Annotated in this window: 18 protein-coding genes; 13 read left to right on the plus strand and 5 right to left on the minus strand. The window is 36.0% G+C overall.

Translation table 11 applies throughout. The features are described 5' to 3' along the window. The first annotated feature begins 336 nt into the window (after positions 1–336). Complete coding sequence (locus tag BQ5209_RS06720) at positions 337–2,109, plus strand: DUF3413 domain-containing protein (RefSeq protein WP_085247774.1); 1,773 nt, start codon at positions 337–339, stop codon at positions 2,107–2,109. Between the two features lie 38 nt (positions 2,110–2,147). Here the strand turns inward: BQ5209_RS06720 and lipA are convergent, their stop codons facing one another. Then, complete coding sequence (lipA, locus tag BQ5209_RS06725) at positions 2,148–3,107, minus strand: lipoyl synthase (RefSeq protein WP_085247775.1); 960 nt, start codon at positions 3,105–3,107, stop codon at positions 2,148–2,150. Positions 3,108–3,117: 10 nt separating this feature from the next. Continuing rightward, positions 3,118–3,738: a lipoyl(octanoyl) transferase LipB gene (gene lipB, locus BQ5209_RS06730; protein WP_143421867.1), complete on the minus strand. Its 621-nt coding sequence runs from the start codon at positions 3,736–3,738 to the stop codon at positions 3,118–3,120. Between the two features lie 363 nt (positions 3,739–4,101). On the opposite strand from lipB, the gene aceE reads away from it, so the two are divergent. Genes aceE through lpdA form a run of 3 tightly spaced genes read left to right on the plus strand, consistent with a single transcriptional unit; the run spans position 4,102 to position 9,817 of the window. Further along, complete coding sequence (gene aceE / locus BQ5209_RS06735; protein ID WP_085247777.1) at positions 4,102–6,768, plus strand: pyruvate dehydrogenase (acetyl-transferring), homodimeric type; 2,667 nt, start codon at positions 4,102–4,104, stop codon at positions 6,766–6,768. A gap of 12 nt (positions 6,769–6,780) precedes the next feature. Then, entirely contained in the window at positions 6,781–8,376 is a 1,596-nt protein-coding gene (gene aceF, locus BQ5209_RS06740) for a pyruvate dehydrogenase complex dihydrolipoyllysine-residue acetyltransferase (RefSeq protein ID WP_085247778.1), read from the plus strand. A 16-nt stretch (positions 8,377–8,392) separates the two neighbouring features. After that, a complete protein-coding gene (gene lpdA, locus BQ5209_RS06745; protein WP_085247779.1) occupies positions 8,393–9,817 on the plus strand; it encodes a dihydrolipoyl dehydrogenase in 1,425 nt (474 codons plus the stop codon). A gap of 953 nt (positions 9,818–10,770) precedes the next feature. Here lpdA and BQ5209_RS06750 read toward each other — a convergent pair. Together BQ5209_RS06750 and BQ5209_RS06755 are read right to left on the minus strand one after the other, a co-directional pair. Beyond that, positions 10,771–11,157: a barstar family protein gene (locus BQ5209_RS06750; RefSeq protein ID WP_208609972.1), complete on the minus strand. Its 387-nt coding sequence runs from the start codon at positions 11,155–11,157 to the stop codon at positions 10,771–10,773. Positions 11,158–11,167: 10 nt separating this feature from the next. Then, positions 11,168–11,707 (minus strand): guanyl-specific ribonuclease, encoded by a 540-nt coding sequence (locus tag BQ5209_RS06755; RefSeq protein WP_167370324.1) that lies wholly within the window; start codon positions 11,705–11,707, stop codon positions 11,168–11,170. A gap of 535 nt (positions 11,708–12,242) precedes the next feature. On the opposite strand from BQ5209_RS06755, the gene prfA reads away from it, so the two are divergent. The 5 genes from prfA to BQ5209_RS06780 all read left to right on the plus strand — a co-directional run bounded on the left by prfA (position 12,243) and on the right by BQ5209_RS06780 (position 19,675). Then, complete coding sequence (gene prfA / locus BQ5209_RS06760; RefSeq protein ID WP_085247782.1) at positions 12,243–13,328, plus strand: peptide chain release factor 1; 1,086 nt, start codon at positions 12,243–12,245, stop codon at positions 13,326–13,328. Beyond that, on the plus strand, positions 13,325–14,161 hold the full coding sequence (prmC, locus tag BQ5209_RS06765; RefSeq protein WP_085247783.1) for a peptide chain release factor N(5)-glutamine methyltransferase: 837 nt from the start codon (positions 13,325–13,327) through the stop codon (positions 14,159–14,161). The genes prfA and prmC overlap by 4 nt, the downstream gene beginning before the upstream one ends. A 16-nt stretch (positions 14,162–14,177) precedes the next feature. Further along, entirely contained in the window at positions 14,178–15,032 is an 855-nt protein-coding gene (gene kdsA / locus BQ5209_RS06770; RefSeq protein ID WP_085247784.1) for a 3-deoxy-8-phosphooctulonate synthase, read from the plus strand. A 614-nt stretch (positions 15,033–15,646) separates the two neighbouring features. After that, on the plus strand, positions 15,647–16,987 hold the full coding sequence (locus BQ5209_RS06775) for an OprD family porin (RefSeq protein WP_085247838.1): 1,341 nt from the start codon (positions 15,647–15,649) through the stop codon (positions 16,985–16,987). Between the two features lie 9 nt (positions 16,988–16,996). Next, the gene (locus BQ5209_RS06780) at positions 16,997–19,675 is read left to right on the plus strand and encodes a beta-N-acetylhexosaminidase (protein ID WP_085247785.1); all 2,679 of its coding nucleotides are present in this window, start codon (positions 16,997–16,999) and stop codon (positions 19,673–19,675) included. A 75-nt stretch (positions 19,676–19,750) separates the two neighbouring features. Here the strand turns inward: BQ5209_RS06780 and rraB are convergent, their stop codons facing one another. Continuing rightward, positions 19,751–20,146 carry a ribonuclease E inhibitor RraB gene (rraB, locus tag BQ5209_RS06785; protein ID WP_085247786.1) on the minus strand — a complete coding sequence of 132 codons (396 nt, stop codon included), beginning with the start codon at positions 20,144–20,146 and terminating at the stop codon, positions 19,751–19,753. Between the two features lie 70 nt (positions 20,147–20,216). Here rraB and rnm point away from each other — a divergent pair, with 70 nt between their 5' ends. The 4 genes from rnm (at position 20,217) to BQ5209_RS06805 (ending at position 24,509) form a co-directional block, all read left to right on the plus strand. After that, positions 20,217–21,050, plus strand: coding sequence for an RNase RNM (gene rnm / locus BQ5209_RS06790; protein WP_208609974.1), 834 nt, complete (start codon positions 20,217–20,219; stop codon positions 21,048–21,050). 90 nt (positions 21,051–21,140) lie between these two features. Next, a complete protein-coding gene (locus BQ5209_RS06795) occupies positions 21,141–21,761 on the plus strand; it encodes an L-threonylcarbamoyladenylate synthase (RefSeq protein ID WP_085247788.1) in 621 nt (206 codons plus the stop codon). Positions 21,762–21,842: 81 nt separating this feature from the next. After that, entirely contained in the window at positions 21,843–22,847 is a 1,005-nt protein-coding gene (gene rluB / locus BQ5209_RS06800) for a 23S rRNA pseudouridine(2605) synthase RluB (RefSeq protein WP_085247789.1), read from the plus strand. Positions 22,848–23,120: 273 nt separating this feature from the next. Next, entirely contained in the window at positions 23,121–24,509 is a 1,389-nt protein-coding gene (locus BQ5209_RS06805) for a hypothetical protein (RefSeq protein ID WP_085247790.1), read from the plus strand. Positions 24,510–24,557 lie beyond the last annotated feature (48 nt).

Here is a 24,557-nt window from a genome sequence, read left to right on the forward strand (position 1 = left end):
GGCAGAGGCGACACGAGGTTGCCACATAAGTAAATGTTCTGATTTTTCTGACGCTAATACTGTTGAAGTATTAGTTGTGTTTCTGTGTTTAGAAAAATAAGATAAATCAGGTTGGATCTGTTGTGCGTTGAGTTGTGTAATGGCCAAAATTATTGTCTTTTTGTTAGCTTATTTCATCTTGAAATTATAACAAGTATCCGATGTATCGCCAACAGATTACCAAAATCTTTATGCTAACGAATAAAAAAATTACAGAAAGATTTTTTAAAATCAGGTAAACTAAGCCAAACCCTATTGTTTATTTAACTTCACTATCACCATTATCAACGACTAAACATGCTCAAAATCAAAAATACTTACTTCAAAGATGATCGTACCTTGCAAATTGTTAGCTGGGGACATTGGTTTACGTTGTTTAATATTTTTGTTGTAATTTTGCTTGGTAGTCAATATTTACTTATTGCAGATTGGCCTCGTACTTTTATGGGGCGGTTTTATGCAATTATCAGTGCAATTGGTCATTTTAGTTATTTGACTTTTGTCGCTTATCTAATTTTACTTTTTCCGTTAAGTTTTTTTATTCATTCGTGTCGATGGCAAAGAATTATTGCAACTGTTTTTGCAACAGTCGGTCTTTCATTACTGATTATTGATATTGAAGTTTTTTCGCATTTTAGAATGCATCTGAATTTGTCGATTTGGCAAGTATTTTCTTCGCAAAAAGTTTCTTATTTAAGTACGATATTTATTGCCATTCCCTTTATTTTATTAATTGAGATTTTATTTTCGGTTTGGAGCTGGAAAAAACTACGTAGCTTAAGTAAACGCAAACGCTATGCAAAACCAATAGTGATTTTTTTTATTGTTTGCTTTATTGCCTCGCATTTGATTCATAGCTGGGCTGATGCTAATTTTTATCGACCCATTACCATGCAACGCTCAAGCCTTCCGCTTTCTTATCCTTTAACTGCTCGCCATTTTCTTGAACGTTACGGTTTTATGAAAGAAAATGATTATCACGATCGTGTTGCTCAGGAAGGAAATCCTTTTGCGATGGCAATTGAGTATCCGCTGGGGCGTATGAGTTATGTTCAGTCATCAATAAAAAATAATGTGTTAATGATAGTTATTGATGGATGGAATACTAACTTGTTATCTAAGAATATGTTGAATTTAAAGGCATTTTCTCAAAATAATATTACCTTTACTAATCATTATGGTGCAAGTAATCAGTCATATTTGAATGAATTTTCATTGTTTTATGGATTAGATCCAAATTACTACAATAGTATTTTGGTTGGACATAAACCGTCTGTATTGCTCGAGGTTGTGACTAAACAGCATTACAATTTGGGGTTATTTTCAACAGGTGGTTTTGCAGAACCTTTATATCGTTCTGCGTTGCTATCTAACTTTTCAATCCCTGAGCCTAAAAGACAGTCTAATAAACAAATAACCGAAAACTGGATGAAGTGGCATGAAGCACAAAATAGCCTTGATAATCATGCGCCTTTATTTTCTATCATCCAGTATTCGTTGGGTGATAAAAATAGAAATGTTTCGATTTCCACCCTCCAATCTGAAGCTAAAAAATTAGATCAGTATATTGCATCATTAATTGCTTATTTAAAATTAGCTAAGGCTTATGATGAGACGGTTATTATCATTACTGGTACGAATGATATTAAAATTGATAAAGCAAAAAAAATAGCACTGCGCAACACTGGTAGTGATTTTAACCGTGAATCATTAAAAGTACCATTGATTGTGTCATGGCCTAATAAAGAAAGTGCTCAAATAACGCAAGCAACCTCACAAACTGATATTATGCTTACATTAATGCAAGATGTATTTCATGTGACTACGCCACCACAGCAATATAGTCAAGGTAGGAATCTATTTAAGCGAAAATTTAGACCATGGCTCGTTGCGGGTGATGAAAATACCATTGCAGCAATTTATGATGATAAAACAGTGGTTCTAGATGCCTTTGGTCGTTCTAAGATTTATGATTCTAATGGTAAATTACAAAAAGGCGAAAAAATCAGCTTGCCGGTCTTTTTACAAATAGTCACTGAAAATCGCCGTTTTATGGTCGTAGATAATTGATTTAGCTTTTGAGTAGAACAATAAAAAAGAGGTGAAGATTACTTCACCTCTTTACCCATTGCCTGTAAATCAGCATGATAAGATGAACGTACAAATGGTCCACAAGCTGCATGGGTAAAGCCCATATTTAATGCTGTTTGCTTCAATTCTTCAAATTCTTGTGGTGACACATAACGTTCAACCGGTAAATGATATTTACTTGGTTGCAAATATTGACCTAGCGTCAACATAGTTACACCATGACTACGTAAATCTTTTAATACTTGAATTAACTCTTCGTTTGTTTCACCTAGCCCAACCATCAATCCGGATTTTGTAGGAATTTGAGGGTGTCGAGCTTTAAACGCTGCCAGTAATTTGAGTGATCCTTCATAGTTAGCTCCAGGGCGGATCTTTTTATATAAACGTGGGATATTTTCTAAGTTATGATTAAACACATCAGGTGGATTAGCACTTAACACTTCAATTGCTTCATCAATACAGCCACGAAAGTCGGGAGTGAGTGTCTCAACTTTTATATTGGGGTTTAAGGTGCGGATTTCTTGAGTACAAGAGGCAAAATGACTGGCACCACCGTCTTTTAAATCATCCCTATCTACAGAAGTAATAACAACATAGCGTAACTTCATCTCTTGAATTGTTTTAGCTAGTTTTATGGGTTCTTCTCGATCGGGTGGTAATGGTCTGCCATGCGCAACATCACAAAATGGACAACGGCGAGTACAAATATCGCCTAAAATCATAAAAGTGGCTGTACCATGGTTAAAGCATTCAGCTAAATTGGGACAAGAGGCTTCTTCACAAACTGAATGCAAGCCATGTTTACGCATGGTGTTTTTGATATGCGCAATATTATCAGAGTGAGCAGATAATTTAATTCGCATCCATTCAGGTTTTTTAAGTGGCGCTGCATCTTCTAATGTGATTGTTGGGATTAAGCGTGTTTTATCTGCATCACGATATTTTGAGCTTCTGATTATTGTTTCATTATTTTGCATATTTGGTATCTTAATACGTAGGTAGATGATTAATAAAATTATCGGTTAATAGTTGTTTGATTTCGTTACGATCAATGTTTAAGACATAGTCTTTTAATTGTGTCATTTGTAATCCAGCATAACCACAAGGGTTAATGTTATTGAACGGGGCAAGATCCATATCAATATTTAAGGCTAGTCCATGTAGGGTGCAACCTCGATTTATATGTAAACCAAGCGAACAAATTTTTTTATGATCAATATACACACCTGGAGCGTCTGCTTTTGTGTAAGCTATGATACCATAGTGTGCTAAAGTTTGGATGACACTATTTTCTAAAAAGCTCACTATATCGCGAATACCAATATGGCGTCTTCTTAAATCAATTAGGATATACATGATTTGTTGACCGGGGGCATGATAAGTAATTTGACCGCCGCGATCAGTTTGAATAACTGGAATATCGGTATGATTTAATAAATGTTCCGCTTTACCCACTTTACCTTGGGTAAATACAGGTTGATGTTCTACTAACCAAATTTCATCAACTGTTTGTTCATGACGATTTTGGGTAAAGTCATGCATAGCTTGATAAGTTTGCATATAGGGAACAATATGTAGGTCTTGGATGATGACATTATTCATGCTCATAGTATTGCTTATTGTCATTGGTATTAACAAAAATTTTATAAATATATATCAGATTTTACTACAATTTGACAACTTGTAGATGATTTCGGTATAGACATTCTAGCTATTTTTTTGTATTTATTCATTAGTAAAATTTGGTTTTTATCAAATAACTAACACTGTTTTAAATAATACCATTGAAATAGTTGATTAATTTGATAGGAATTAACATGCTTTTCTAAGCTTTGGTTTGCTTTACTTTTTTTATGAAAATGGCAGACTTATGCAGGTGAAACATCCATAATGCAGAGTTGTAATTTATATAGTTTTTATAGCTAAGGATAGCAAATACTGCATTTTTTTTAACAAAAAAGAGGATTTTATATGTCGGATATGCAAGTGAATGATATCGATCCCATTGAAACACAAGATTGGCTCAAAAGTCTTGATTCAATTATTCGCGAAGAAGGTATAGAACGTGCACAATATATTATTGAACAGATAGTCAATAAAGCAAGAGATGGTGGTGTGCCATTACTTTTTGGTTCATCAACAAGTAATTATATTAATACTATCCCAGTAGAAGAACAACCGGCTTATCCTGGCGATTGGGAAATAGAACGCCGTATTCGTTCAATTGTTCGCTGGAATGCAATTATGATGGTGCTAAGAGCATCAAAAAAAGATCTGGAACTAGGTGGTCACATGGCATCATTCCAGTCTGCTGCTACATTTTATGAAGTTTGCTTTAACCATTTTTTCCGTGCACGCAACGAAAAAGATGGTGGTGATCTGGTTTATTTCCAAGGGCATATTTCACCAGGTGTTTATTCACGCGCATTTATTGAAGGACGTTTAACCGAAGAACAACTAGATAATTTCCGTCAAGAAGTGCATGGTAAAGGACTACCTTCTTACCCTCACCCTAAATTATTACCTGAATTTTGGCAATTCCCAACAGTATCAATGGGGCTTGGTCCTATTAGTGCTATTTATCAAGCACGTTTTTTAAAATATTTAGAAAATCGTGGACTGAAAGATACATCTGAACAAACCGTCTATGCTTTCTTAGGTGATGGAGAGATGGATGAGCCTGAATCAAAAGGCGCAATCACCGTTGCAACGCGTGAAAAATTAGATAATTTGGTATTTGTTATCAACTGTAATTTACAACGATTAGATGGTCCAGTGACCGGTAATGGTAAAATTATTAATGAACTTGAAGGCGTATTTGCTGGCGCAGGCTGGAATGTGATTAAAGTTCTTTGGGGTGATCGTTGGGATAAATTACTACAAAAAGACAAATCAGGTAAATTAATTCGTCTAATGAATGAAACACTTGATGGCGATTATCAAACATTAAAATCAAAAGATGGTGCATATGTACGTGAGCATTTCTTTGGCAAATATCCAGAAACTGCTGAATTAGTTAAAGATATGTCTGATGAAGAAATCTTTAGATTAAATCGCGGTGGTCAAGATCCTGCTAAAATGTTTGCTGCATTCCAGCGTGCAAAAGAAACCAAAGATCGCCCAACTGTTATTCTTGCTCACACCATTAAAGGTTATGGTATGGGTGCTGCTGCTGAAGCGAAAAATATTGCTCACCAAGTGAAAAAAATGAATATGGATGGAGTGCGTCATGTGCGTGATTTCTTCAATATTCCTGTAACAGATGAAGCACTTGAAAAATTACCTTATATCAAATTTGAAGAGCACACGCCAGAATACAAATATATTCATGAACGTCGTAATGCATTACACGGCTATGTTCCATCAAGATTAACCAAATTCTCTGGTACTGTTTCTATTCCAGCATTAAGTGAATTCTCATCACTACTTGAAGCACAATCAAAAGAAATCTCAACAACAATTGCGTTTGTCCGTGCTCTTAACATTATGCTTAAGGATAAAGAATTAGCACCACGCTTAGTACCAATTTTGGCTGATGAAGCGCGTACTTTTGGTATGGAAGGCTTATTCCGTCAAATTGGGATTTATAACCCACATGGACAGCAATATACGCCTCAAGATAAAGAGCAAGTTGCTTATTATCGTGAAGATGAAAAAGGTCAAATTTTACAAGAAGGGATTAATGAATGTGGCGCAACGGCTTCATGGTTAGCTGCTGCAACATCGTATAGTACCAATGATTTCCCAATGATTCCATTCTACATTTACTATTCTATGTTTGGTTTCCAACGTATTGGCGATTTAATGTGGGCAGCTGGCGATCAGCAAGCACGCGGATTTATGATCGGTGGTACATCTGGTCGTACAACATTAAATGGTGAAGGCTTACAACACCAAGATGGTCATAGCCACATTCAATCATTAACCATACCTAACTGTATCTCATATGATCCTGCTTATGCTTATGAAGTTGCGGTTATTATGCAAGACGGTTTACGTCGTATGTATGGCGAACAAGAAAACGTTTACTACTATATTACAACACTCAATGAAAACTATGCACAACCTGCAATGCCAGAAGGTGCAGAAGAAGGCATTCGTCGTGGTATTTATAAACTTGATACTGTTGAAGGTCAAAAAGGTAAACCGACTGTTCAGTTATTAGGTTCTGGTTCGATTTTACGTCATGTACGTGATGCGGCTGACATCTTAGCTAAAAACTATGGCATTAGTTCTGAAGTTTATAGCGTAACATCATTTACTGAACTTGCTCGTGATGGACAAGATTGTGAACGATACAATATGCTACATCCGAGTGAAACACCAAAAGTGCCTTATGTTGCACAAATTATGAATAACAATCCAGCAGTAGTTTCAACTGATTATATGAAAATTTTTGCTGAGCAAATTCGTGGATTTGTACCTGCTGAAAGTTATCGAGTGCTTGGTACTGACGGCTTTGGTCGCAGTGATAGCCGTGAAAATTTACGCCATCACTTTGAAGTTGATGCATCTTATGTTGTAGTTGCAGCATTGGGTGAACTTGCTAAACGTGGTGATATCGAAGTTAGCGTTGTTGAAGAAGCGATCAAAAAATTCGAAATCAATGCTGATAAACTTAATCCACGAATTGCATAAGAGGTTGTTATAATGAGTATTCAAATTAAATTACCCGATATTGGCGGTGATGAAGTCGAAGTGACCGAAATTCTGGTTAATGTTGGTGACAAAGTTGAAGCTGATCAGTCAATTATGACTGTTGAAGGTGATAAAGCATCAATGGAAATTCCAGCACCACAAGCAGGTATTGTTAAATCTATTTCGGTAAAAATTGGCGATAAAGTCCAAACCGGTGTAGACATTATGGTATTTGATGAACAAGGTGGTGCAGCGCCTGCAGCTCAAGCACCAGAAGCACCAAAAGTTGAAGTCGCACCAACGGCTGCTGCCACAAGTCAGACTGTTGATGTCAATGTACCTGATATCGGTGGCGATGAAGTTGAAGTCACCGAACTTTTAGTAAAAGTTGGCGATACTATATCTGTTGATGACTCGTTAATTACCGTTGAAGGTGATAAAGCGTCAATGGAAGTACCCGCAAGCATTGCTGGCACAGTTAAAAGTATCACAGTAAAAGTGGGTGATAAAGTAAAAACAGGTTCCAAAATTATGGAATTTGAAACCACAACTAGTGCAGCGCCTGCTACCCAAACAGCACCAGCAGCTTCAGCACCTGTTGCTGAAAAAGCCGCACCAGCACCTACACCAGCAGCACCTGCTACTACAAAATCAGCGCCTGTATCATCGGGTAATGACTTTGTTGAAAATGATGCTTATGCGCATGCAACACCATCAGTGCGCCGTTTAGCGCGTGAATTTGGCGTAAATCTCGCTAAAGTTACCGCGACAGGTCCTAAAAACCGTATTTTACGTGAAGACATTCAAGCGTACGTTAAAAATGCAGTTAAGCAAGTTGAAAGTGGCGCTGCAGGTGGTGCATTGCCAGGTTTATTACCATGGCCAAAAGTTGATTTTAGCAAATTTGGTGAAGTTGAAAGCCTACCATTAACTAAAATTCAAAAAGTATCAGGTGCAAATTTACACCGTAACTGGGTCATGATTCCGCATGTGACGGAGTTTGATGAAACCGATATTACTGATTTAGAAGCATTCCGTAAGCAACAAAATGCAGAAGCTGATAAGAAGAAGCTCGACCTTAAGATCACACCTTTAGTGTTTATCATGAAAGCGGTAGCTAGCGCATTAGCAGCGTATCCACGCTTTAATAGCTCATTATCTGAAGATGCTCAAACCTTGATTATCAAAAAATACATTAATATTGGTGTTGCTGTTGATACTCCAAATGGTCTTGTTGTACCAGTGTTTAAAGATGTTGATAAAAAAGGCATTGTTGAACTTTCTCGAGAACTTGCGGCAATTTCTAAAAAAGCGCGTGAAGGTAAATTGACTGGTAGCGATATGCAAGGTGGCTGTTTCACTATTTCTAGCCTTGGTGGTATTGGTACAACCTCGTTTACTCCAATTGTTAATGCGCCAGAAGTGGGTATTTTAGGTGTATCTCGTTCTAGCATGAAACCAGTTTGGAATGGTAAAGAGTTTACGCCACGCTTAATGTTACCTTTATCATTATCCTTTGATCACCGAGTGATTGATGGTGCGGATGGTGCGCGCTTCTTAAGCCATATTGTTAACGTCTTATCCGACTTACGTCGTTTAGTGATGTAATTAAGGAGATCAAATTATGAGTCAAGATGTTAAAACACAAGTTGTGGTTTTAGGGGCAGGACCAGCGGGTTATTCCGCTGCGTTCCGCGCGGCAGACCTTGGATTAGATGTTACCCTTGTTGAACGTTATTCAACACTTGGTGGTGTTTGTTTAAATGTAGGCTGTATTCCATCAAAAGCATTACTGCATGTTGCAAAAGTAATGGATGAAGCAAAATCATTAACTGAACATGGTATCCATTTTGGTGCTCCGAGACTTGAATTAGACAAAGTGCGTGGCTGGAAAGAAAAAGTCATTAGCCAGTTGACTAACGGGCTTGCTGGCATGGCAAAAATGCGCAAAGTTAATGTGATTCAAGGTGAAGCGCAGTTTACAGGTAGCCATACCATGGATGTGACCTCTTCAAAAGGCATCACTAAAATTACCTTTGATAATGCCATTATTGCGGCGGGTTCTCGTCCAATTAAGTTACCTTTTATTCCACATGATGATCCGCGTATTTGGGATTCAACAGATGCCTTAGCGCTAACTACCATTCCTAAAAAATTATTATTAATGGGTGGCGGAATTATTGGTCTTGAAATGGGTACTGTATACCATGCATTAGGTTCAGAAGTGGATGTGGTTGAAATGTTTGACCAAGTGATCCCAGCTGCTGATAAAGATGTGATTAAAGTCTTTACTAAGCAGATCCAAAAGAAATTCACTTTACGACTTGAAACCAAAGTGACCACCGTTGAAGCCAAACATGATGCAATTTACGTCACCATGGAAAAGAAAGACGGCAGCACCGAAACCCATACTTATGATGCGGTATTAGTGGCGATTGGTCGTACACCAAATGGTAAGTTAATTAGTGCAGAAAAAGCTGGCGTTAATGTCACGGATCGTGGATTTATCGAAGTGGATAAACAGATGCGCACCAACGTACCACACATTTATGCCATTGGTGATATTGTGGGGCAACCAATGCTTGCGCACAAAGGTGTACACGAAGGTCATGTGGCAGCAGAAGTGATTGCTGGTAAAAAACACTTCTTCGATCCAAAAACTATTCCTTCTATTGCTTATACTGAACCTGAAGTGGCTTGGGTGGGCTTAACTGAAAAAGAAGCGAAAGAAAAAGGCATTGATTATGAAGTGTCAATCTTCCCATGGGCTGCATCAGGGCGTGCTATTGCTTCAGATTGTTCAGAAGGAATGACAAAACTGATCTTCAATAAAGCAGATAATCGCTTGCTAGGTGGTGCAGTTGTTGGTGTGAATGGCGGTGAATTACTAGGTGAAATCACTTTAGCTGTTGAAATGGGCTGTGATGCAGAAGATATTGCATTAACTATCCATGCTCACCCAACATTGCATGAATCAATCGGCTTAGCTTCTGAAATTTATGAAGGCTCAGTCACCGATTTACCTAATGCCAAGGCAAAGAAAAAGTAGTGACAACAAGTCATTTATTTACTTAATAAAATGCCGTTAGCTCAAACTAACGGCATTTTTATTTGTCTTAAAATAAGCTAATTTATTTTTGTCAAAAACTTTCAGGAAATAGTGCGTTTCAGTACAAAAGAAGTTGAATTAAACGATTAAGTGCAGATCTTAAATAGAGAAAGACCATGGTAAGTTAGTGGTTATGTTAACTTCCAAACAACGGGTCTACACCAAAATATTCGCTCTAGACTGTTTGCCTTAGTAATACAATTGTTCATATATCCAACTATTATTGGCATACTAGTGAATGCAATTATAATAAGTTTCAATATAGCCAAATAGCGCTTTATTGACTTGTAGCGGTGATTGGTAATAGCAGCCATAAATAATATGGTTTTGAGCGTGTAAAAAAGCTTTCAAGATTGGTGCACCTAAACGTGCTTTATGGAACCAATAGTATTTTTTTATGCGTTCTATCAGTGATGTCAGTTTAGCCTGATGCTCCTGCTAGGCAGAATAATAACCTGATAGACTGTGATACTAATGCGCAAGCTTTACCGATTGAAAAATTGGCTAAATGTTTTTTTATTTAAGTTTACAGCATCGGCTTAGCGTGTTGATAAATGATAGATGCAACTTGTTTAGTATTTTATTTACCATTTTTAGCGTTATATTTTTTCTAGCGCAATAGTCCGTTATTGTTCGGTTAAAAGTGCTGATGGCTGGGTTTGTTTAATCAAAACATTCTAAGGCATCGATCTAATGTTGATTTACCTACGCATCAATGATTAGCTAACCCGTCACCTCATCTGTTTGTTAGCGAGTAGCTAATCATTTTAGCGATAATTAATCAATTAAAAGATAAAATACACTTGGGAGTTCCATTGGAGTAAAAGTATACAACAATTATTCAACAGGTGATTGGTCTAAAAAATAGATCCGTTTTCTGTTGGTGTTGATACTTACGATAATAAAAGTTTTTTGATTATCGACCTATCTTTTTCTTGAAATACTACTTCTAATTGATGTTTTCCATCTTCTTGCCAATCGCAAATAGCTATATTTAAAATATCTAGATATATTTTTAAGTCTTCAGCAGGAAGCTGAGGAATAATATCATGTACAATAACAATCTTCTTTTGACAAATCCAATCAAAATCATTTAAACAATCTTCTAAAGCATTCCAATTAAAACCAAAATATCCTGGAAACCATAATAAATAGTAAAGGGATGTTAATAGCTCTTTGGTATTAGCGATAGAAGGGTTCACTCTGGCAAAAAAAACTTCACCGGTATTATAGGCGACTTTACCATTAATAAATTTAAATGCTAATTGGTTATCTGTCATTATATTATTCCTACTTTATTCTAATAAATGTTTCATAGTGGTCAAAGGTGTAATATATTTCACCTCCTCGACCAATGATAATTCGTTGAGGTCCTGGTCCAGAAACATTTTGTGTTGGATGAATATATTCTCGGTAATAGTCTGACGATCTTTTTGGTAAGCTAGGCTGCCCAGTATATGCATCAGGTCTATTTCTAAAAACAGAACCATCATTCCTATATGGATATTTACCGCCTTTCTGAATTCTGTCAAGGGTTGGTTCTAAATCTATAGTTCCTTTATATATATGACCTGTTTTAATATCATAGATGGTAGTATTATCAATAAAACGGATAGGGTATTGAGGTTTGGTTGCATCAACAACCGATCGAGCTGTATTTGCATCTATTCTATCATGTTGATTTTGTATAACTTGAGTATGGTTTGTATTGTTATGTTCTTGAGTTTGCTCGATGTTATGTTCATCTTGTAAAAGAAAAAATCCACCAAAGATAATAATAAGTAGAGCTATTGCTAAGTAAATATCATTTTTTTTAATCTGCTTTGCCATCATTTATCCTTATTTCATGTTTTTAATTTTATCATTCCTCAACGGAATGACCCTAGTTAATTGTTATTTGTACAATGTTATTTATGCTACAGTGATAGTTCTAAATTATAAATATTAGCGTTATACATTTTTTAATTAAATCTAGGTAGTAACTAACTGATGTATTGCTGATGTCAATAATTTTGTTCACAGTAATATAAAGCTAGTTTAAGTTTGATCTAACAGTAACTAATTATCCATCTGAACAAAATCTCTGCCCGATGATAAAACTAAAGACTATAGTTAACGAAATTGATAAGAATAGAAACGGAGATAGTATAAATTGTTCTAATTAAAACTCAAGAAGTTAAGATTAAGTTTCTAATATACTGGCTAATTACATATAATATTTCATTTATTCCATCTATTTGCTATATATTGTTTATGTGATGATGCGATATAAGGCTGATAACTAGCTCAAACTGTATTTTAAAGGAGATTGAGTATATAATGCCCCACAAATTTAATTAATTTCTATCATTTAAAATATATTTTTATGAAATCTTCAATTATCAGTAAGTTAGAAACGCTACAAGAGCGTTATGAAGAAGTTCAAGCATTGTTGTCTGATGCTTCGGTTATTGCCGATCAAAATCGCTTTCGCACACTTTCTAAAGAATATTCACAGTTAACTGGGGTGGTTAAGTGTTTTTCTGATTGGAAGCAAACACAAGAGGATATTGAGACAGCTAAAATGATGCTATCCGATCCTGAAATGAGCGAAATGGCGCAAGAGGAATTAAACGAAGCATTAAGTCGAATTGAAGTGCAAGAAAAGCAATTACAAGTGCTATTACTTCCTAAAGATCCTAATGACGAATATAACTGTTTTGTCGAAGTGAGAGCGGGAACGGGTGGCGATGAAGCAGCTATTTTTGCTGGTGACTTAGCCCGAATGTATACACGTTATGCTGAATCACGCAATTGGCGCGTTGAAATTATGAGCGCAAGTGATGGTGAGCATGGTGGCTATAAAGAAGTTATTATGTTAGTCAGTGGTGATGGTGTTTATGGTCATTTGAAGTTTGAATCGGGTGGGCATCGTGTTCAACGTGTGCCAGAAACAGAATCGCAAGGTCGTATTCATACTTCAGCTTGTACTGTTGCTGTTTTACCTGAAGTACCTGAAGCCGAAATGCCTGAAATTAATCCAGCTGATTTAAAAATTGATACGTACCGTTCATCCGGAGCCGGTGGTCAGCATGTTAATACCACTGATTCGGCTATTCGTATTACCCATCTACCGACAGGTATTGTGGTTGAGTGTCAAGATGAGCGATCACAACATAAAAATAGAGCCAAAGCGATGTCAGTATTGGCTGCGCGCATTCAAGATGCAGAGTTGCGCAAGCGTCAACAAGAAGAAGCCTCGACAAGACGTAATTTATTAGGGTCGGGCGATCGTTCAGATAGGATTAGAACCTATAACTATCCACAAGGTCGAGTTACTGATCATCGAATTAACCTAACGCTTTATCGTTTAGATGAAGTGATGGCAGGGAAATTAGAGATGCTAATCGATCCAATTGTACAAGAATATCAAGCAGATCAACTAGCCGCTTTATCGGAACAAGATGAATGACTTATTTACAATGGCTTAAATGCGCATCTCAAACGTTAACCGATAGTGAAAGCCCAAAGCGTGATGCTGAAATTTTGCTAAGTTTTGTTACGCAAAAAACGCGAACCTTTTTAATGGCATTTAGCGAAACATTGCTTACTGATGGTGAGTTAATTGCTTTATCTGAATGTTTAAAACGCCGGCAAAACGGTGAACCTATCGCTTATATTACTGGTGAAAAAGAGTTTTGGTCTTTAAAGTTTAATGTTTCTAACGCTACATTAATCCCTAGACCTGATACCGAAAAATTAGTCGAATTAGGTTTAGAGTATTTACCTAAAGTGCCCTGTGAAGTATTGGATCTTGGTACCGGAACCGGTGCGATAGTTATCGCTATGGCAACTGAGCGTCAAGACTGTTTATTTACTGCAATTGAAAAGAATAAAGATGCGTTAATTTTAGCTCAACAAAATGCAACGCAAATTGGGGTAAATAATGTCTATTTTTTACAAGGTAATTGGTATAGACCAATAAAAAATCGAAAATTTTCAATGATTATCAGTAATCCTCCTTATATTGAACCAACCGATATTCACTTATCACAAGGTGATGTGCGTTATGAACCTAGAAGCGCACTCGTTTCTGAAGATGATGGTTTAGCTGATATTAAACTTATTGTACAAGGTGCAACTAAGCATTTAAACCAATATGGTTGGTTATTGATAGAACATGGTTGGAAACAAGGCGAGGCAGTGCAAACTATTTTTAAACAACACGGATTTCAATTAGTAGAAACCTTCACCGACTATAGTGGTAATGATAGAGTTACACTTGGTCGCTGGTTTAAACCTTAACTAGGAAAATTTTATTATGCAGCAAAAAAAAGTAAACGTTGGTGACATTACTGTTGCCAATGATCTACCCTTTGTACTATTTGGTGGTATGAATGTACTTGAATCTCGTGATTTAGCAATGAAAATCTGTGAGCATTATGTCACTGTCACTGATAAACTGAATATTCCTTATATTTTTAAAGCTTCTTTTGATAAAGCGAATCGCTCATCAATCCATTCTTATCGTGGACCTGGTTTAGAAGAAGGGCTTAAAATATTCCAAGAGCTTAAACAACAGTTCGGCGTTAAAATTATTACTGATGTCCATACCGAAGCACAATGTCAACCGGTTGCTGATGTGGTTGATGTGATTCAATTACCGGCTTTTTTAGCAAGGCAAACTGATTTAGTTGTTGCAATGGCGAAAACAGGTGCAGTTATTAATGTCAAAAAACCACAATTTGTCAGTCCAGGGCAAATGGGTAACATTGTTGAAAAATTTGAAGAAGCGGGCAATAACCAAGTGATTCTTTGTGATCGTGGTAGTTGTTTTGGTTATGACAACTTAGTAGTTGATATGCTTGGTTTTAACATTATGAAAAAAGCAAGCAAAGGCTCACCAGTTATTTTTGATGTTACTCATGCACTGCAATGTCGTGATCCAATGGGAGCTGCATCTGGCGGGCGTCGTGGTCAAGTAACTGAACTGGCTCGTTCTGGTATGGCTGTTGGTATTGCTGGACTATTCTTAGAATCACACCCCGATCCAAGCCATGCAAAATGTGATGGACCATCCGCGTTACCACTTAATAAACTAGAGCCTTTCTTAAAACAGATGAAAGCCATTGATGAACTAGTAAAAAGCTTTGATGAAATTGATACTGAAAATTAAAGGTAACATGTTTTTTTAATTTAAAAGAATATACTATTTTATTGTAAATGACTTATTCTTTTTTATGTCAATAAAAAGAGGAACTTTAGCAATTCCTCTTTTTTCACTCTACTATTTTACTTTTCTTATTTTATTTATCATATTTAAATCCATTCTTGTTTTATAACCTAAAGGTTAATATCAATATTCGCATTGTCTTAACAATTAATCTAATATATTTTTTATTTTTCTAAATAAAAAAAGTTGTGATTTTTATCTTAAAAACAGTATGAAAAATGATTGTTTTGGTGATTTTGATCACGATTTTAGATTGTTTAATTTGCTAGATAAAATATGTTTATGCATTATGAGGGTACATATTTACAACCTATTTCACAATTGATGAGGTTTTTATTGACCTAAATTGGTTTTAAATATGCCTAAAAAATAATGTGTCTTCTAAGTTAAATATTAATTTGTACTTTCACTTGCTGATGTGAGTGAAATGTTGATCAATTCAATTGTTAATTAAACGGAATAATTTTAGGAAAACAGCGATGAATACCGATAATGCACAAATAGTACCTCGATCATTTAATTTTTTAACTAAACTGATTTTTTCTGTCTCTGTGTTAATGAGCGTAACGCCTGTTTATGGTCTTTATGAAAGCAATTTTACAGATGACGCTTCATTAACGGGTAATATCTTTTTTTGGAATCGAGATAGAGAACGAAAAGATATTGATACACATAAGTATGAAAAAAATCTAAGACACACCTCGTTCAATACAAATTTAGATTTTAAATCAGGCTATATTGCTGATAGATTTGCAATTGAACTCGGTGGTTATGGCGCTTGGGAAGTAAGCAATGGTGGTAACGGCCATCCAAATGAAATTGGATTTAGTGGTGCACATACTCGTTGGGATGAAGATTGGAAGAAAGACGTTAGTGGGCTTAGCTTTTATAAAGCACAAGCGAATTTTAAAATCGATGAGTTATTTTGGCTGAAAGCAGGTTATATTCAACCTTCGGGACAAACGTTACTGGCACCACACTGGAGCTTATTACCAGGCACTTATCGTGGATTCGAGTTGGGTTCCACGCTTGATTTTGATACAGCCGGTGTATTATCGATGTCTTACATGTGGACAGATAAATATAAAGCACCATGGTATAAAAAGCTCTATGAATTCAAACAATGGGGTGCGGGTAAAAAAATTGATTATTTACATTCTGCTGGCTTGAAGTATGACTTCAAAAATAATTTAGTGCTAGAAAGTGCATTTGGTCAAGCGCACAATTATATGAACCAATTTTTTGGTAAAGTGTCTTATAAAATGGACGTGTTTGATCGTCCTCTGACCATGAGTTATCAATTTTATGGTGCTACAGATCAGTCTCATAAAGATAAGGATGTTTATGATGGTTTAGCATGGCTACAAGCGGCGACATTAGGTTATCAAGTTGGTCCTGTTGGTCTTCGACTTGAAGGTGTTTGTGTTAAAGCTGAAGGTGAGCAAGGATTCTTTTTACAACGTATGACACCTGATTATGCTTCATCAAATGGGCGTTTAGATGTATGGTGGAATTCACGTTCCGACTTTAATGCCAATGGTGAAAAAGCAGTGTTTGTTGAAGTGACTTATGATTTAAGCCATCTATCTTACTATTTAGCAGGCTGGAAAACAGGTGCTTCTTATGCTTATGGTTGGAACGCAAAACCAAGCACTAATCGACAATTCAATCAGAAACAACGTTTGATTGAATCAGCATATAACTTTGATTTAGGGTATACCGTGCAAGAAAGTTGGGCAAAAGATACGGCTTTCCAATTGCACTATACCAAATATAACAATCACTCAAATAGTATACCAAGCTGGGGCGGTGGATACGGTAATATCTTCCAAGATGAACGAGATATTAAATTTATTGTCACAATTCCATTCACTGTTTTTAGTGCTCAACCAAAATAGGTAAAAATGATGAAAAAGATAAAAACAGCAATATTAGCTACTTCAATTGTTTCTTTGTTAAGTATGGGAGCAACCCAATCTGTTTTTGCTTCTCAACAAATTGTTGACTCAATGAGTTCACAACTCAATGTGAAATATGAGGTAATAGACAACCAAGCAGGAGCACATGGTGTAAATTGTTCAGCTTTAGGTGCTGATTGGGCAGCTTGTAACAAAGTGCTGATTTCGTTAAAGAATAATGGTCAGGCAATCAAGGACAAAAATTGGGCTATCTATTTTAATAACATTCGTATGATTTTAGCGGTAAATAATGAACAGTTCAAAATAACCCACATTACTGGCGATCTTCATAAAATCGAGCCAACAGAAAAATTCACTTCGATTCCAGCTAATGCCACGGTAAATATTCCGGTTATTGGTGAATATTGGATGGTAAGTGAAAGTGATGCCATGCCTCGTTGGTATATCACATCAAGTGATGCTACACCAAAAATCATTGATAATACTAATACTGGTTCTGACAATTTATCGGCTTTTGTTGCGCCAATCAGACAACAGTGGAAAAGAACAACAGATGATCACAATATTCTCATGACTCCTGTTAGCCGTTTTCAGTATAATGATGGTATTAATAAGTTATCTTACCAGTCGCTACGAGGACAAATTTTACCAACGCCAAGCAAACTGACAATAGGTAAAGAGGATGTTTCCATTGATCATCATGGGGTAAATTTGATCCTTGATGGCTTAAATAAAGATAGTTTAGCTATTTTGCAAACACAATTTAAGGCGTTAAATATCGCTGTTACGGGGCAAGGCTATAAAATAAAAGCCACAATTAATCCTAAAAAATTTGAGAAAGGACAATCGGGCGCTTATCAATTAAATATCAAAAATGATAATACTGTCATCACCGCTTATGACCAAGCAGGGATCTTTTATGCAATCCAATCTATTTTATCAACCATTGAAGTGAATCATTCTAATTTGATTCCAACCCTAAATGCTGTTGACTTTCCGCGTTTTGCTTATCGAGGCATTATGCTTGATATTGGTCGTAATTTTAAATCAAAACAAGCCATATTACGTTTATTAGATCAAATGGCAAAATATAAACTCAATAAGTTTCATTTCCACTTAAGTGATGATGAAGGTTGGCGAATTGAAATTCCAGGATTACCTGAACTAACCGATATTGGTAGTAAACGCTGCCATGATCTTACTGAACAACATTGTTTATTACCGCAATTAGGTTCGGGTCCCGAAAGTGATACGAATGGATCAGGATTTTTAACTCGTCAAGATTATATAGAAATTGTAAAATATGCGAAAGCACGCTTTATCGAGGTTATTCCTGAAATTGATATGCCCGCTCATGCCAGAGCCGCAATTGTATCAATGGAGGCACGTTATAAACGTTTAGTAGCAGATGGAAAAGAAGCACAAGCTAATGAGTTTCGACTAGTGGATCCAACCGATACCTCTAATACCACAACAGTACAATTTTATAATCGCTTAAGTTATTTAAATCCTTGTCTTGATTCATCTAAACGTTTTGTGAATAAAATTATTGCTGAAATAGCAAAAATGCATATTGAGGCAGGTCAACCGCTTCACACTTGGCATTTTGGTGGCGATGAAGCTAAAAATATTCGTTTAGGCGCAGGTTATCAAGATCTACAAGTAAAAGATAAAATCGATGCTAAAGGAACGATAGATCAAAGCATAGAAGATCATCCATGGGCAAAATCTCAAGCTTGTCAAACCTTTGTGTCAAAAGGAAAGGTAAAAGATATTGAACATTTACCTAGTTATTTTGCACAACAAGTTAGTTCGATAATAAAATCTCATGGCATTAACCATATGCAGGCATGGCAAGATGGAATGAAATATGCTGAGAATGCAAAATCTTTTGCAGTTGATAAGGTGACTGTTAACTTTTGGGATACATTATATTGGGGGGGATTTGATTCTGCAAATGAGTGGTCCAATAAAGGTTATCAAGTGATCATTTCTAATCCTGATTACGTTTATTTAGATATGCCATATGAAGTTAATCCAAAAGAGAGTGGCTACTATTGGGCAACGCGCTTTAATGATGAACGTAAAATATTTAGTTTTGCACCAAATAATTTGCCACAAAATGCAGAAACCTCGGTTGATCGAGATGGTAATCCATTTACGGCTAAAGGCACAATGAATTGGTCCGGTGCCTATGGAATATCTGCTCAGATTTGGACTGAAGATATTCGGACAGATAAAAAAATGGAATACATGACGTTTCCACGTTTGTTAGCAGTCGCCGAAAGAGCTTGGCATCAAGCTGATTGGGAAGTTGGCTACCAAAAAGATCGTCAATTTGCTCAGGGAACGACGCATTATGTTGATCAACAAAAGCTACTTAATGATTGGGTTCGGTTTGCAAATTTAGTGGGTCAGCGTGAACTACAAAAACTTGATTTAGCTAATATAGATTATCGCTTACCCATTCCTGGTGCTAAAATTGAAAACGGTAAATTAGTAGCAAATATTGTATTTCCTGGTTTAACCATTGAATATTCAACCAATCAAGGTAAAAATTGGTATCTCTACACTGAACCAGTTGGTATTAGGAAGGGCGAAACAGTCTCTGTTCGTAGTGTATCACCAAATCAAAAAAGAACGAGCCGTATAGAAGAGTTGAAATAGGTTAAGTTAATCAACTATTCTTATCCGTTGTTTAACGGATAAGAATAGTTGATAACAAAATAGATTGATAATAAGTTAATGAAGTGTGTCCATAAGTTCACTATCATCGAAATCGTCATCACTTCCATCTTCAAAATAAGTGCCCCAACCATCATAATTGACGCCAAATTGGGCGGTGAGGGTAATGATTTCGGCAATTTGAGCATTGATTAATTCAGCATTAAGCGGGCTTTCGGCTATGATATCAAAACCGATAACAACGTTGCCAGCATCATCAACATCTTCATCGGGATCGGTTGCTTCATAACCTAACTTATAAGCTTCTACTGCTATTTTTTCTAGTTTATCAAAATTTTGTGATGAAACATGATGTTCAATAATATAAAGCGCATGAGGATCGCTACCATCTTCTAACAATTCTTGAATAATAGCGTTAGTATCTTGCTGAGCAAGAATAATTTGATCTTTCATAATATACCTTTTAGTGGTCATGCAAATTGTGTGGTATATTACACGTTTCAAAATAATTTTCGAGAAAAAAGTGATCGTTGATTTACATTCTCATACTACGGCATCGGATGGTGTTTTAACGCCAAGCGATCTTGTCAAAAGAGCGGTGGATAACCAAATCGATATTTTGGCTATTACCGACCATGACACTGTTAAAGGCTTACTTGAAGCTCAACAAACAATTGTTAGTGAAAATTTGCCTATCAAATTAGTTTGTGGTGTTGAAATATCAACGGCTTGGAAGAATAACGAAATCCATATTGTGGGACTCAATATTGATATTGAGGATACTCAATTATTGACACTGTTATCATCACAAGAGCAAGGACGAATTAATCGAGCGTTGGCAATAAGCCAAAAATTGGCTAAGGTTAGTATTGAAAATGCTTATCAACAAGCACAACAATTTGCTAAAGGAGACATTGTTTCGCGAGCTCATTTTGCAAGATTTTTAGTTGCTAATGGTTATGTTAAGGACATCAAACGCGCATTTAAAAAATACCTAGGTAAAGGGGGGTATGCTTATGTACCTGCAACATGGTGTAGCATTTCTGATGCGGTTAATGCCATTCACATGGCCGGAGGGCAAGCGGTGCTTGCGCATCCAAGTCGTTATGATCTAACCTTAACTAAATTGAAATTATTACTGAGTGAATTTAAAGACTGTGGTGGTGATGCAATTGAGGTTTCGCAAAGCAGGCAAACGCAAGATGATTTACATCAACTAGCTAAATTAGCCAATGAATTCGACATGTTAGCATCGCAAGGTTCGGATTTTCATGATTTAGTTAATTATTTAGATTTAGGCAAAACAATGCCATTGCCAGGTAGTGTTACGCCAATTTGGCATAATTGGAAATGCTAAATAAATTAAGACTAAATGACTTTATATTGACGTTTTGCCTAAATATTGATGGCATTGAACTAAACACTAAAAATTGATATAGAATAAATTATGAGCCAAATTTTTTATATTCACCCAGATAATCCTCAAACCCGATTATTAGATCAAGTTGTTAAAATATTAAATGACGGTGGTGTTATCGCTTTTCCGACCGATTCAGGCTATTCATTGGGTTGCTTACTGGATAACAAACATGGCGTTGATCGCATCTGCCAAATTCGTCAGCTGGATAAACATCACAATTTTACTTTAATGTGCCGTGATCTTTCTGAGCTATCTTGCTATGCTTTTGTTGATAATACGACTTTTCGATTATTAAAAAATAATACACCGGGAAAATATGTCTTTATTTTACAAGCTAGTAAAGAGGTGCCACGTCGATTAATGAACGAAAAACGTAAAACCATTGGATTACGTGTACCAGATAATAAAATTGATTTAGCCCTACTTGAATTATTAGGGCAACCATTAATGAGCACGACGTTAATTTTACCTAATGATGACCAAGCGCAATCCGATCCCGACGAAATAGAAGATAGAATAGGGCACCAACTTGATGCAATTGTGCATGGAGGCTATATTGGAGAACAACCCACGACTGTGATTGATTTAACTAATAGCTATCCAGAAATTATTCGTAAAGGAAGTGGAGACACTAAGCCATTTGAATAAATGACCATTTTTTATTGTCGATATTTAGGCAATAGAGTGAATAGTAAAAATGATACCTGAGAAGGTAACAGCGAGGATAATATGAAAAATAGCAGATCTACACACCCACAACGGGGCAATAAGAAAAATAGCATTAAAGCTAAAGAAAGCCAATCTTATGAAAAAACGAAAGCGTCAAGTGCACCAACTGTGACACGAAAAACTTCAGTACATGATAATACTGAAAAACTACAAAAAATATTAGCCAATTTAGGTAATGGATCGCGCCGCGAAATTGAAGCCATGATTATGGCGGGTAAAATCAGTGTAGATGGTAAAATTGCCACTTTAGGTGATCGCGTAGATGTGAATACAAACCCTAAAATACGTATCAACGGGCATTTAGTTCAGATTAGAAGCAAAGAGAAAGAAGTTTGTCGCGTGCTCGCTTATTACAAACCGGAAGGTGAAATTTGCTCACGTCATGATCCACAAGGTCGAGCCACTGTTTTTGAACGTTTGCCTAGGTTAAAAAATGCTCGCTGGGTCAATATTGGTAGACTTGATATTAATACATCAGGTTTATTATTATTTACAACAGATGGTGAATTAGCTAATCGCTTAATGCATCCAAGGCACGAAATTGAGCGTGAATATGCTGTGCGTGTATTTGGTAATGTGACTGATCAGCAGATTAATCAGCTTCGTAAAGGAATACAACTAGAAGATGGTCCAGCCTCATTTCAATCGATAAAAGCACAAGGCGGAGATGGGCTTAACCAATGGTTTAATGTCGTAATCACCGAAGGACGTAATCGCGAAGTGCGCCGTATGTGGGAAGCTATCGAGGTGCAAGTTAGCCGATTATTACGTATTCGTTATGGTAATATCACTTTACCCAAAGGATTATCGCGTGGAACTTGGATGGAACTGGGCATTGACTCAGTCAATTACTTACGTGAACTAGTCGGTTTACCACCAGAAGCCAAAAGCTTTACAACAAGTTCATCTTCTGACAAACGAATAGCAAGACCTAAGCGTGTAAAATTCAATCAAAATGCTAGAACTACTCGCCAACGAGTAACTCAAAAAACAACCCGAAAATAGCTTCCGTTTTGTCACCCTTAAATAAAAAACTTATTTAAGGGTGCTTGTATAACGTATAATTCATCTGTTTTCATACCCAAAATAACCGCACTCATTAACTAATAAAGATAATTAATTTGTTGCTCAACTTTAGCAAAAAAAGTTAATCAATTAGAGCGAATTTATAATAGACTCACTAACTAGCTTATTAATTAATCAAGCTCAATTAATAGCGTTTTCATCAAAATAAATAGATGAACGAGCACAAAACTAAAATGAATTGAAAGGAAAATTATGCGTATAATCATAGCTATTTTTTTTATGTTTTTATTAACTGCTTGCCATATACGTACAGCAGAAGATGCTTATAAAGAAGGAAAATATTTAGAAAGTATCAACCTATTAGGTGACAGCATTGAGGACAAAGACCCTGCAGAATTTGGAAAACAAGATATACAACGACTGCAAAATATAGTCAGTAATGTCATGCAACATTATGAAACAAGCCTTTTAAACACCAATAACTCGGATTATGCCACACGAATAAAATGCTACGAAAACCTATTAGCCATGAAAATGCGATTAACTGATCGTTTTTATAGCCAAGAAATTAGTTTTTTCGATAACAAATATGACACTACTCAATTACAACAAAATATTGCTAAAGAGTACTACAATTATGGCAATTCAATCACTGGCACCGACAGTGAAAGTTATAGAATAAGAGCCGATTTATATGGAAAAGGGCTTGAGCAATATAACTATAAAAATATTGAAAGTTTGTACAATAATGCCAATACAAAATATATGCAACTTGCGGCTAAAGAGTATTATGATCAAGGCAAAATGTTAGAACGGCAAGGTAATTATCAAGCGGCAGCCGAGGCATTTAATAACGCATCGGCGGTATATGAACCGCTTGGTAAGTACAAAGATAGTGATAAACTTTCTATAGATAATGATAGAAAATACTCTACTCAACAAGCAGAGATTGCTTATGAACAAGCACAACAACTAGCAAAGACTGCAACGCATCGTTATCAATTTCGTGAAATTGCTAAATATTACGCCTCGGCTGCTTCTACTTATCGTCAATACGGATCATTTCGTGATGCAAATTCACAAGCAGATAAATATACCAAAAAAGGAAAAATTAAAGTTTATTATAATTCTTTAGAGTTAAAATCTTTTGTGTTAGATATCTTAAGTAAGGACTTTATAGAATTTGTTATTTATCAACCAAGTCAGGCAGATATTACAATCCGAATTACGACAAACGTTGAATTTGCTGATCTTGGGCAATCAGTTAATAATGAAACCAAAACCGAACAAGTCTTTGATAAATTTGTTGAAGTGTCTGACGAAAACGGCAATAAAAAGCAAGTTAAAACCTACAAAGATCAGCAATTTAATTTAAAAACGGTGACACATAGCAATAAATTAACCTTGACCACTGAAATTGATGTTCATGGCGTCTATAGTTACAGTAAAAAATTTGACATTGTTCAAACATCGGCAAAACATGATTATATCTATTCTGGTAATGTGCCCTCTAATTTGCGCAACCATAGTGAAGGAGTGTTGAAAACTAAAGATAGCTTGCTTCAAGCAGCAAAAGAACAGCAATTAACCGAACTAAAATCACGGTTTGACGATATTATTAGAGATCTTTCATATTTATAACTAATTGAAGTTTATATTTAAATTTTTAGAAAAGATAATCTAATCACA

The sequence above is a fragment of the Gilliamella mensalis genome (assembly GCF_900103085.1).
GTDB lineage: Bacteria > Pseudomonadota > Gammaproteobacteria > Enterobacterales > Orbaceae > Gilliamella > Gilliamella mensalis.

Bases quoted from the DNA above. Each gene is read 5' to 3' on its own strand.
- BQ5209_RS06720 (WP_085247774.1), top strand. From the start codon at position 337: ATGCTCAAAATCAAAAATACTTACTTCAAAGATGATCGTACCTTGCAA.
- lipA (WP_085247775.1), bottom strand. From the start codon at position 3,107: ATGCAAAATAATGAAACAATAATCAGAAGCTCAAAATATCGTGATGCA.
- lipB (WP_143421867.1), bottom strand. From the start codon at position 3,738: ATGAGCATGAATAATGTCATCATCCAAGACCTACATATTGTTCCCTAT.
- aceE (WP_085247777.1), top strand. From the start codon at position 4,102: ATGTCGGATATGCAAGTGAATGATATCGATCCCATTGAAACACAAGAT.
- aceF (WP_085247778.1), top strand. From the start codon at position 6,781: ATGAGTATTCAAATTAAATTACCCGATATTGGCGGTGATGAAGTCGAA.
- lpdA (WP_085247779.1), top strand. From the start codon at position 8,393: ATGAGTCAAGATGTTAAAACACAAGTTGTGGTTTTAGGGGCAGGACCA.
- BQ5209_RS06750 (WP_208609972.1), bottom strand. From the start codon at position 11,157: ATGACAGATAACCAATTAGCATTTAAATTTATTAATGGTAAAGTCGCC.
- BQ5209_RS06755 (WP_167370324.1), bottom strand. From the start codon at position 11,707: ATGGCAAAGCAGATTAAAAAAAATGATATTTACTTAGCAATAGCTCTA.
- prfA (WP_085247782.1), top strand. From the start codon at position 12,243: ATGAAATCTTCAATTATCAGTAAGTTAGAAACGCTACAAGAGCGTTAT.
- prmC (WP_085247783.1), top strand. From the start codon at position 13,325: ATGACTTATTTACAATGGCTTAAATGCGCATCTCAAACGTTAACCGAT.
- kdsA (WP_085247784.1), top strand. From the start codon at position 14,178: ATGCAGCAAAAAAAAGTAAACGTTGGTGACATTACTGTTGCCAATGAT.
- BQ5209_RS06775 (WP_085247838.1), top strand. From the start codon at position 15,647: ATGAGCGTAACGCCTGTTTATGGTCTTTATGAAAGCAATTTTACAGAT.
- BQ5209_RS06780 (WP_085247785.1), top strand. From the start codon at position 16,997: ATGAAAAAGATAAAAACAGCAATATTAGCTACTTCAATTGTTTCTTTG.
- rraB (WP_085247786.1), bottom strand. From the start codon at position 20,146: ATGAAAGATCAAATTATTCTTGCTCAGCAAGATACTAACGCTATTATT.
- BQ5209_RS06795 (WP_085247788.1), top strand. From the start codon at position 21,141: ATGAGCCAAATTTTTTATATTCACCCAGATAATCCTCAAACCCGATTA.
- rluB (WP_085247789.1), top strand. From the start codon at position 21,843: ATGAAAAATAGCAGATCTACACACCCACAACGGGGCAATAAGAAAAAT.
- BQ5209_RS06805 (WP_085247790.1), top strand. From the start codon at position 23,121: ATGCGTATAATCATAGCTATTTTTTTTATGTTTTTATTAACTGCTTGC.